Here is a 9,573-nt window from a genome sequence, read left to right as displayed (position 1 = left end):
CGGGAGCCGGAGCCCCCTTTCTCCCGTAGGACGTATGCGGTATTAGCCTGGGTTTCCCCAGGTTATCCCCCACTACCGGGCAGATTCCTATGCATTACTCACCCGTCCGCCGCTCGTCAGCATCTAGCAAGCTAGATCTGTTACCGCTCGACTTGCATGTGTTAGGCCTGCCGCCAGCGTTCAATCTGAGCCATGATCAAACTCTTCAGTTTACAATCATTGTGATCCTTACTCGCTTACCTACGAACTAGCCGAAGGCAGCAAAAGCGGATCAAACTTGGCTCAAGGTTCAAACGAATTCATTTCAATTTACATTGTCATGACCGCTTGCCTTGATATTTAGTGATTTGTCACTAACGTCAGCAAGCGCCCACATGAATTACCTGATCAAATTGTTAAAGAGCTGTTTCGCTGTCATGGTTACTGTGAAAGTAACCGGCTTGCCGTTGACTTGGCTTGCCTCAGCGAGGAAGGCGTATTCTACGCATTTCCTGGTGGTTGTCAACCGCTGTGTTTAGCGGGTGAAGCGAGCGATGAAACTTGCGCTAACTTCTTGACAAACCAAGGCTTTTACACCTTATTCACCGCTGGTAACGCTTGGCGTCCCCGGCAGCGGATGCGTACTTTACGGTTTCGCGGCCGGGTTGGCAAGGGCTGTGGTGAAAAATAAGCACAGAAAGTTCAAATAAGCGTCACACGGGCGTAACGTTTCTTGCCAGCCTGAATGACATAGCTCTTACCTGTTGCCAGCATGGTGTCTTTGGCAACGACGTCGCCGTCGACCTTGACCCGGCCATTACCCAGCATATCTTTGGCTTGGGCGCTGTTGTTCGCAAGCTCTGCTCTATTAAGCACTGCCGCAATGGGCGCTTGCTCGCTGCCTTCGAAATCGACCGTGACTTCCGGCAGATCTTCTGGGAGTTCGCCATCAGCTAGCTGATTACCCGCAGACTTGTGCGCATTGGCCGCTGCTTCATCGCCGTGGTAACGAGCAATCAGCTCCCGCGCCAGCTCCATCTTTATATCCCGTGGGTTCGCGCCCTGCTCAACGCTCTGCTGAAGCGCGTCGATCTCTTCGTTCGATTTCAAAGAGAGCAACTCAAAGTAGCGCCACATTAAGCTATCCGGCATGGAGACCAGTTTGTTGAACATCGAACCCGGCGCTTCATCGACACCAATGTAGTTGCCCAAGGACTTCGACATCTTCTGCACGCCGTCTAAACCTTCCAACAGCGGCATGGTAATGACCACCTGGGGTTCCTGGCCGAAGTGCTTTTGAATCTCACGCCCCATTAGCAGGTTGAACTTCTGGTCGGTGCCGCCCAGTTCCACGTCCGCCTCAAGCGCTACCGAGTCGTAGCCTTGTACCAGTGGGTAGAGAAATTCGTGAATAGCAATGGACTGATTGGCCTTATAGCGCTTTTCAAAGTCGTCCCGTTCCAGCATACGGGCAACGGTGCTTTGGGCGGCCAACTCGATCATTTTGGCGGCGGTGAGCTCGCTAAACCATTCGGCGTTAAAACGTACCTCGGTCTTTTCAGGGTCGAGGATTTTAAACACCTGCTCTTTGTAAGTTTCGGCGTTGGCTTTCACGTCCTCTTCGGTGAGCGGTTTGCGCGTCACGTTCTTACCGGTGGGGTCACCAATACGACCGGTGAAATCGCCGATCAAAAAGATAACCGTGTGCCCCAAGTCCTGGAACTGGCGCATTTTGGTCAGCAACACGCTATGCCCCAGGTGCAGGTCAGGGGCTGTGGGATCAAAACCCGCTTTAATACGCAGTTTGCGGCCTGAAGCCAGCTTCTTTTTCAACTCATCCTCTACCAGGATTTCATGCGTACCGCGCGATAACAGCGCTAAAGCCTGATCCACCTCACTCATTGCCTCTCTCCACTATAAAGAACCGCCCATACCGGGCTCAGGTGATAAATAACCGACGATGTTACCATGCTCGTTCGCCTTGGTTGAGCCTTGGTTTAGCGCTGACCCTGGTTTAGCCTCAGCCCCGCTTTGTACGAGTTTGCTTATGAAAACGCCTAACGCTTCGCCGCTTTACTATATTGGCCTGATGTCCGGCACTAGTCTGGACGGTATTGATGCGGCACTTATCGCTATTGAAAATGAATCGCCGCCGCGCCTATTGGCCACCCATGCCGAACCCATGCCAGATGACCTGCATCGCCAGCTGCTCACGCTGTGCCATGCAGAACAGGCGAGCTTTGCCCAGCTCGCAGCAGCGGAGCACGCGTTTTGCCAATGCCAAGCCCGCGCCGTACAACGCCTATTAGCCCCCCTTTCAGTGGGCGTAGAACAGATCAGCGCCATCGGCAGCCACGGCCAAACTGTAGAACACGCCCCTGCAGGCCACGACGGCGGCCCGAGCTATACCTTACAGCTGGACAACCCCAGCCTGTTGGCGGAACTCACAAGCTGCACGGTAGTAGCCGACTTCCGACGCCGAGACCTTGCTGCAGGGGGCCAGGCTGCCCCATTGGCACCGGCCTTTCATCAGGCGCTGTTTGGGCGATCAGACTTGCATCAATTAGTGCTTAACCTGGGCGGCTTTGCCAACCTCACCTGGCTTTCTAGCCAGCCGACCGATCCAGTGATTGGTTTTGATACCGGGCCCGCAAATGTGTTGCTGGATGGCTGGTTTGCCCTGCATCAGGGCGGCCGCTTTGATCAGAACGGCAATTGGGCCGCGAGCGGAGAAGTAGATCAGGAGCTGTTAGCTCGATTGTTATCCGAACCGTTTTTCCAGCAGCCGCCGCCAAGAAGTACAGGACGAGAGCTATTTCATATGGATTGGCTACAAAAATATCTTAGCGGTCAGGAAGCCGCCGCCGATGTGCAGGCGACGTTAGCTGAACTTACGGCCTTCAGTGTCGCCCAGGGGATTGAACAACTGCGGATCGATGACGGCCCGCTCACGCTGATCACCGCTGGCGGCGGTGCTCACAACGGCTACTTAATGCAGCGCCTTGCCCATCACCTGCCTCGCGCCACGCTGACTTCGCCATCAGCGTATGGCTGGCCTGAAGACTGGATAGAAGCCGGCGCCTTTGCCTGGCTGGCTCATCAGCGATTGAATCACCTGCCTGGCAACTTGCCTTCGGTCACCGGTGCGCAGGGCCTGCGGGTGCTGGGTGGTATTTATGCTGCATAGCTTATGCTGCGTTGCTAACACTTAGTAATCATCGCCATCGCGCAGGCTTAAATGACTCGGCACCTGTTCATCCAGCGAGAGGTTACGCGCTCTGGCGTCACTGACGTTGAGCAGCATGCGCAGGTCGTTAGCCGAGTCGGCGTGGGCCATGGCCACCTCTCTGCTGATCTGCCCCGCCTGATGCAGGTCATGCAGCGCCTGATCAAAGGTTTGCATGCCAGCATCGCGGGACTTGGCCATCGCTGCTTTAATCTCGGCGACCTCCCCTTTACGGATCAAGTCGGCAATGCGCGGCGACTGCAGCATGATCTCAATGGCTGCACGGCGCCCACCCGCAAGCGTGGGCAGCAGTTGCTGAGCAACGACCGCACGCAGATTCAACGAAAGATCCATCCATATCTGCTCATGGCGTTCATGGGGGAAAAAATGAATGATGCGCTCCAACGCCTGATTGGCGTTATTGGCGTGCAGCGTTGCCAGACACAGGTGGCCGGTTTCAGCAAAGGTCAGCGCGTGTTCCATGGTTTCCCGGGTGCGGATTTCACCAATCAGAATCACATCCGGCGCCTGGCGCAGGGTATTTTTGAGCGCCACCTCAAATGATTCGGTATCGATCCCCACCTCACGCTGATTGACGATAGCGCGCTTGTGCGGGTGCAGGTACTCAATGGGGTCTTCGATGCTGATGATATGGCCGCCAACGGTTTCGTTGCGCTGCTGAATCATCGCCGCCAGTGTCGTCGACTTCCCCGTTCCGGTACCGCCCACCACTAGCACCAGCCCGCGCTTGGCCTGGGCCAATGCGGCCAATTGCGTGGGCACCCCCAGCGTTTCCAGCTTAGGGATGTCTATAGCAATACTGCGCACCACCATGGCCATTTGATTGCGCTGCTGAAACGCACTAACCCGAAAACGCCCTTTGCCCTCGCGACTCAGCGCAAAGTTAGCCTCATGCTCGCTGGCAAACCGCTCACGCAACCCTTCCGGCAAGGCATGGGTAACCAGTTCATTGACCTGATGAGCGGTTAAGCGCTGCTGACCCAACGGCACCAGCCCATCCGACATTTTCAGGCTGGGCGGCGCGCCCACTGAAATCAGCAGGTCAGAGGCGTTTTGCTCGACCATAATATCGAGTAGTTGATGCAGCCACTGGGTGGGCGAAAGTTGGGCATCTGGCACGCTATGCTCCTTATTCATCCTTCATCGACAGCGTTCCCTTCGCACTCAGCTGCGCCTCTTCCAAACTCACCGTACCGTCTTTCACTAACCGGGAAAGCGCGGCATCCAGGGTTTGCATGCCCAGGCTGCCACCGGTTTGAATGGACGAATACATCTGCGCCACCTTGTCTTCACGAATCAAGTTGCGTACTGCCGAAGTGGCGATGAGGATTTCATGCGCCGCCACACGTCCGCCTCCCTGACGTTTAAGCAGTGATTGCGACACCACCGCCTGGAGCGATTCGGACAGCATTGAACGCACCATGGCTTTCTCTTCGCCGGGAAAGACATCAATGATGCGGTCAACGGTTTTAGCGGCCGACGTGGTGTGTAGCGTGCCCAGTACCAAGTGCCCCGTCTCGGCGGCGGTCAGTGCCAGGCGGATAGTTTCAAGATCACGCAGCTCACCGACTAGAATGACATCCGGGTCTTCACGCAGCGCGCTACGCAGCGCATCGGCAAAGCTATGGGTATCGCGGTGCACTTCGCGCTGATTGATCAAACAACGCTTGCTGGCATGCACAAACTCCACGGGGTCTTCGATGGTCAGAATATGCTCGTAACGATGATCGTTTATATAATCGATCATCGCAGCCAGGGTGGTGCTTTTGCCCGAGCCCGTTGGCCCCGTCACCAGTACCAAGCCCCGCGGCAACATCGCCAAACGCTCAAATACTTCACCTAGCCCCAGGGTTTGCATGGAGAGTACTTGGTTGGGAATGGTGCGAAAGACCGCTCCCGCCCCGCGCGCTTGGGTAAAAACGTTGACGCGAAAACGCGCCACGCCTGGCAGCTCAAAGGAAAAATCAATTTCCAGGTGCTCTTCGTAGTCGCGTCGCTGGCGATCATTCATGATGTCGTAGATGAGTTTACGTACATCATTATTATCAATGGCGGGCACATTGAGCCGACGAATATCGCCATCAACACGTATCATGGGCGGCAAACCGGCCGAAAGGTGCAAGTCAGAGGCATTCTGCTTTGCCGAGAATGCTAGCAGTTCGGTAATATCCATCTCTCTTCCCAGCTGCGGTAAGGTGCTTGAGTATGACAGACATCGCGCTTAACGAGTCACTTGACTATTCATACGGTCAGGCACGTGAACGCCTGCGTAAAGCGCTAGAGAATGCAGGGCGCACTCAGGATGACGCCAAACTACTGGCAGTCAGCAAAACCAAACCAGCGGCAATGATTCGCCAAGTTTGGCAGTTAGGCCAGCGTGAATTTGGTGAAAACTATTTGCAAGAAGCGCTAGGGAAGCAGGCTGAGCTTGCTGATCTTGACGACATTGTATGGCATTTCATTGGGCCGCTGCAGTCCAACAAGACCCGCGCGGTCGCCGAGCACTTTGATTGGGTGCACAGCGTTGATCGTCTAAAAATTGCCAAGCGCCTCAGCGAACAGCGGCCCACGCACCTTGCACCGCTGAATATCTGCCTGCAGGTTAATATCAGCCGCGAAGAGAGCAAAGCCGGTGTGCTGCCGGAAGAACTAGAGGAGTTGGCCAAAGAAGTCGCCACACTGCCCAACCTGCACTTGCGCGGCTTAATGGCGATTCCCGCCCCGGCGCAAGGCGTAGATGCTCAGCGCCAGCCATTGGCAGCGCTGCGCGAGGCGTTAGCCTCCCTACAGAGCAGCTTGCCGAATGCCCCCCTTGATACACTTTCAATGGGCATGAGCGACGATTTAGAAGCGGCGGTACTGGAAGGTGCCACGCTGGTAAGGTTAGGCACCGCGATTTTCGGCGCCCGCCAATCGGCCTAGGCGTTCAGTCGCCTACCTTTACACTGAACATATTTTTACTTAAGGACACCTGGTATGGCGAATAAAATTACCTTCATTGGGGCTGGCAATATGGCCAGCGCCATTATCGGCGGCCTCATCGACAGCGGCGTCGCGCCTTCTACTATTACCGCCACCGCGCCGAATGACAGTGAACTGGCATCGATTAAACAACGCTTGGGCATCAATACCGACACCGACAACAATGCGGCGGTGGCTGAGGCCGATGTGGTGGTACTGGCGGTGAAGCCACAAATCATGCGCACCGTATGCGAAGCGCTGCGTGACAGCGTTCAGCGCCAGCGGCCATTGGTTATCTCGATTGCTGCTGGCCTGGATGCCAGCACTATTGACCAGTGGCTAGGTGGCAATAACGCTATGGTTCGCTGCATGCCCAATACGCCTTCGCTGGTTGGCTACGGCGCCAGCGGCCTCTACGCCAATGCGAAAGTAAGCGATGACCAGCGCGACGCGGCCACCCAGCTAATGGAAGCGGTCGGCATTGTCGAATGGGTGGAAGAGGAAACCCTGTTAGATGCGGTGACCGCCGTTTCCGGCAGTGCCCCGGCCTATTTCTTTCTGATGTTCGAAGCCATGGAAGAAGCCGCAGTTAAACTCGGCCTGCCTGCCGCCACCGCGCGTCGCCTCGCTATTCAAACCGCACTGGGTGCCGCTACGATGGCGCAACAGAGTGATAAAGACCCGGCCACGCTGAAACAGAATGTAATGTCGCCGGGCGGCACCACTGAACGTGCCATTCAACACATGGAAGAGGCACAATTGCGCACCACGATTGCCGACGCCATGCAGGCATGTGCCGATCGCGCCCAGGCAATGGCTAAGGAACTGAGCGGAAAGTGACATAACAGTACTGAAATAACGGTTCAGTAACGCCACCGCCTCGCAACGAATCATCAAGGAGACATAATAATGGGCAATGAATTGGGCAGTGCAGGGTTAATGCTGGTAAATACCCTCATCAATATTTACCTTTTTTTACTGATGCTGCGCTTTCTGCTGCAAGCGTCGCGGGCGGATTACTACAACCCGTTAAGCCAGTCGGTAGTCAAAATCACCCAGCCGGTAGTAGGTCTGTTTCAGGGCTTTTTAGGTCCCGTTGCTGGTCGTTTTGATCTCGCCACGTTGGCGGCAGGCTTTGTCTTGAAAGTCGTCAGCATTGTCGCCATTTTCATGGTCATTGGCGTTGGCATGCCGCCAATTCCTGGCCTGCTGATCGCGGGCGTGGCGGCCTTGGCGAATGCGATTTTAAAAATCTACTTCTTCGCCATGATTGTCATGATCATCTTGAGCTGGGTAGCGCCTAACGCCAGCCATCCAGGTGCGCTGCTGGTAATGCAACTGGTAGAGCCGATTATGGCCCCGGTGCGCAAAGTGGTTCCATCGCTGGGCATGATCGACCTTTCGCCCATCGTGGTGTTTATTGCCATTAACCTGATCGATGGTTTGGTGGTCGGCTCAATGATTCGTGCGGCGGGCATTTCCGGCGCGCTGGTTGGGTTGTGATGCCGACGGCCAGGGCCTATTTAGCAAGATCCATTCAGTCGCAAACCTTCAGCAGGACTAGCGCCTTCAATGCCTGATTCAGACACTCTTGCCTTTGCAGACCGGCCGGCGACATCCGTCGGCCTTGTCACTCCGCACGTAGCACGCTTCGACACGCCCCTCGCACTTGCGTGTGGCAAAGTGCTGCCTGCCTATGAGCTGATTTACGAAACTTACGGCACGCTGAACGCTGAGCGCAGCAACGCCGTGCTGATTTGCCATGCGCTTTCCGGCCACCACCACGCGGCGGGCTACCATAGCGAGGACGATCGCAAGCCCGGCTGGTGGGATGCCCATATTGGCCCCGGCAAAGCGATCGATACCAATCGCTTTTTTGTTGTCTCGCTGAATAACCTCGGTGGCTGCCACGGCAGCACCGGGCCGGTCAGCCACAATCCCGAGACCGGCCGCCAATGGGGGCCGGAATTCCCCATGGTGACAGTGAGCGATTGGGTAGCTAGCCAAGCGCGGCTTGCCGACCAACTGGGCATTGAGCGCTGGGCTGCAGCCGTCGGTGGCAGCCTGGGTGGCATGCAAGTCATGCAGTGGACAATGACGTATCCGGAGCGGGTCGCCAATGCAGTGGTGATTGCCGCAACGCCCCGGCTCTCGGCACAGAATATCGCCTTTAACGAAGTGGCTCGCCAGGCGATTCGCTCAGATCCTGAGTTTTACGACGGCTGGTACGCCGAGCACGATACCGTGCCCAAACGCGGGCTTAAGCTGGCGCGCATGGTAGGACATATCACCTATCTGTCAGAAGACGCCATGGGCAGCAAGTTTGGCCGCGACCTGCGTAGCGATGATCTCAACTTCGGCTTTGACGTTGAGTTCCAGGTGGAGTCCTATCTGCGTTATCAGGGCGACACCTTTTCCACCGCCTTCGATGCCAACACCTACCTGCTGATGACCAAGGCGCTGGACTACTTTGACCCCGCGGCCACTCAGGGCGGCGACTTTGCCCAGGCGCTGGCGCCAGCGCAGTGTCCGTTTCTGATTGTCAGCTTTACCACCGACTGGCGCTTCCCGCCCTCGCGCTCGCGAGAGCTGGTCGACGCCCTCACCCGTGCAGGCAAGTCGGTGAGCTACGCCAACATTGAGTCGCCCCACGGGCACGATGCTTTCTTACTCTCAGAGCCACGCTACGATGCTATCGTCAGCGCCTTTATGAACCGTGCAGCCCGCGAGCTCAATCTCATCCCAACGGGCGCGGAGGAGACGCCATGATGCGCGCCGATCTTGAACTGATTTACGACTGGGTGCCTAAAGGGGCACACGTGCTCGATCTTGCCTGCGGCGATGGGGAACTGCTGGAGACCTTGGCACGTAATAAAGGCGTGACGGGCTATGGCCTGGAGATCGACCATGACGGTATTAATGCCTGCGTGGCACGCGGCGTCAGCGTGATTGAGCATAACCTGGACGACGGCTTGAGCAGCTTTTGCGATAACAGCTATGACCAAGTCATCATGACCCAGGCGCTGCAGGCGCTGCGCCGCCCCGATAAGATGCTGGATGAAATGTTGCGGGTCGCCGAAGAGGGCATTATCACCTTCCCCAACTTCGCCTACTGGCGTCACCGTGTTCATTTAGGTCTGCGCGGCTATATGCCGGTCTCCAAGTCGCTGCCACATGCCTGGTACGACACGCCTAATATCCACCTGTCGACATTCAATGACTTTGAGCATCTATGCCGTGAGAAGGGTCTAATGATTGTTGATCGTGCGGTGGGCGTCGGGGACCATCAAGGCCACTGGAAATCACGTCTATGGCCCAATCTGTTTGGTGAAATTGCCATTTTCCGCGTTCGCCGACGTTAGATTTTCATTGCGTTTAAACGTAAC

9 protein-coding genes and 1 rRNA gene are annotated in these 9,573 nt (G+C 56.2%); 6 read left to right on the top strand and 4 right to left on the bottom strand.

Annotated features, from left to right (window positions below; genetic code table 11):
• Together V8L71_RS16010 and tyrS are read right to left on the bottom strand one after the other, a co-directional pair.
• Window positions 1–212: ribosomal RNA gene (locus V8L71_RS16010) — 16S ribosomal RNA — on the bottom strand; the annotation flags it as partial.
• 469 nt (window positions 213–681) lie between these two features.
• Complete coding sequence (gene tyrS / locus V8L71_RS16005) at window positions 682–1,881, bottom strand: tyrosine--tRNA ligase (protein WP_240719278.1); 1,200 nt, start codon at window positions 1,879–1,881, stop codon at window positions 682–684.
• Window positions 1,882–2,026: 145 nt separating this feature from the next.
• Between tyrS and V8L71_RS16000 the strand changes: the two genes are divergently transcribed.
• Window positions 2,027–3,166: an anhydro-N-acetylmuramic acid kinase gene (locus V8L71_RS16000; protein WP_336274735.1), complete on the top strand. Its 1,140-nt coding sequence runs from the start codon at window positions 2,027–2,029 to the stop codon at window positions 3,164–3,166.
• Between the two features lie 21 nt (window positions 3,167–3,187).
• Here V8L71_RS16000 and V8L71_RS15995 read toward each other — a convergent pair whose 3' ends face one another.
• Together V8L71_RS15995 and V8L71_RS15990 are read right to left on the bottom strand one after the other, a co-directional pair.
• Complete coding sequence (locus V8L71_RS15995; RefSeq protein ID WP_336274734.1) at window positions 3,188–4,363, bottom strand: PilT/PilU family type 4a pilus ATPase; 1,176 nt, start codon at window positions 4,361–4,363, stop codon at window positions 3,188–3,190.
• Window positions 4,356–5,399: a type IV pilus twitching motility protein PilT gene (locus V8L71_RS15990; RefSeq protein WP_336274733.1), complete on the bottom strand. Its 1,044-nt coding sequence runs from the start codon at window positions 5,397–5,399 to the stop codon at window positions 4,356–4,358. Before V8L71_RS15990 ends, V8L71_RS15995 begins: the two co-directional genes overlap by 8 nt.
• A 32-nt stretch (window positions 5,400–5,431) precedes the next feature.
• Between V8L71_RS15990 and V8L71_RS15985 the strand changes: the two genes are divergently transcribed.
• The 5 genes from V8L71_RS15985 (at window position 5,432) to metW (ending at window position 9,549) form a co-directional block, all read left to right on the top strand.
• On the top strand, window positions 5,432–6,148 hold the full coding sequence (locus V8L71_RS15985) for a YggS family pyridoxal phosphate-dependent enzyme (RefSeq protein WP_176304284.1): 717 nt from the start codon (window positions 5,432–5,434) through the stop codon (window positions 6,146–6,148).
• 54 nt (window positions 6,149–6,202) lie between these two features.
• Window positions 6,203–7,027, top strand: coding sequence for a pyrroline-5-carboxylate reductase (gene proC / locus V8L71_RS15980; protein WP_336274732.1), 825 nt, complete (start codon window positions 6,203–6,205; stop codon window positions 7,025–7,027).
• 69 nt (window positions 7,028–7,096) lie between these two features.
• Window positions 7,097–7,690 (top strand): YggT family protein, encoded by a 594-nt coding sequence (locus V8L71_RS15975; RefSeq protein WP_176304286.1) that lies wholly within the window; start codon window positions 7,097–7,099, stop codon window positions 7,688–7,690.
• Window positions 7,691–7,759: 69 nt separating this feature from the next.
• A complete protein-coding gene (gene metX / locus V8L71_RS15970) occupies window positions 7,760–8,956 on the top strand; it encodes a homoserine O-succinyltransferase MetX (protein ID WP_336274731.1) in 1,197 nt (398 codons plus the stop codon).
• Window positions 8,956–9,549 carry a methionine biosynthesis protein MetW gene (gene metW, locus V8L71_RS15965; protein ID WP_008958817.1) on the top strand — a complete coding sequence of 198 codons (594 nt, stop codon included), beginning with the start codon at window positions 8,956–8,958 and terminating at the stop codon, window positions 9,547–9,549. The genes metX and metW overlap by 1 nt, the downstream gene beginning before the upstream one ends.
• The last annotated feature ends 24 nt before the right edge of the window (window positions 9,550–9,573 follow it).

This window comes from Vreelandella indica (assembly GCF_037070225.1).
GTDB lineage: Bacteria > Pseudomonadota > Gammaproteobacteria > Pseudomonadales > Halomonadaceae > Vreelandella > Vreelandella arctica.
This window is presented reverse-complemented; position numbering and strand designations above follow the sequence as displayed.

Coding starts and splice junctions, on each gene's coding strand:
- tyrS (WP_240719278.1), bottom strand. CDS start 1,881: ATGAGTGAGGTGGATCAGGCTTTAGCGCTGTTATCGCGCGGTACGCAT.
- V8L71_RS16000 (WP_336274735.1), top strand. CDS start 2,027: ATGAAAACGCCTAACGCTTCGCCGCTTTACTATATTGGCCTGATGTCC.
- V8L71_RS15995 (WP_336274734.1), bottom strand. CDS start 4,363: ATGAATAAGGAGCATAGCGTGCCAGATGCCCAACTTTCGCCCACCCAG.
- V8L71_RS15990 (WP_336274733.1), bottom strand. CDS start 5,399: ATGGATATTACCGAACTGCTAGCATTCTCGGCAAAGCAGAATGCCTCT.
- V8L71_RS15985 (WP_176304284.1), top strand. CDS start 5,432: ATGACAGACATCGCGCTTAACGAGTCACTTGACTATTCATACGGTCAG.
- proC (WP_336274732.1), top strand. CDS start 6,203: ATGGCGAATAAAATTACCTTCATTGGGGCTGGCAATATGGCCAGCGCC.
- V8L71_RS15975 (WP_176304286.1), top strand. CDS start 7,097: ATGGGCAATGAATTGGGCAGTGCAGGGTTAATGCTGGTAAATACCCTC.
- metX (WP_336274731.1), top strand. CDS start 7,760: ATGCCTGATTCAGACACTCTTGCCTTTGCAGACCGGCCGGCGACATCC.
- metW (WP_008958817.1), top strand. CDS start 8,956: ATGCGCGCCGATCTTGAACTGATTTACGACTGGGTGCCTAAAGGGGCA.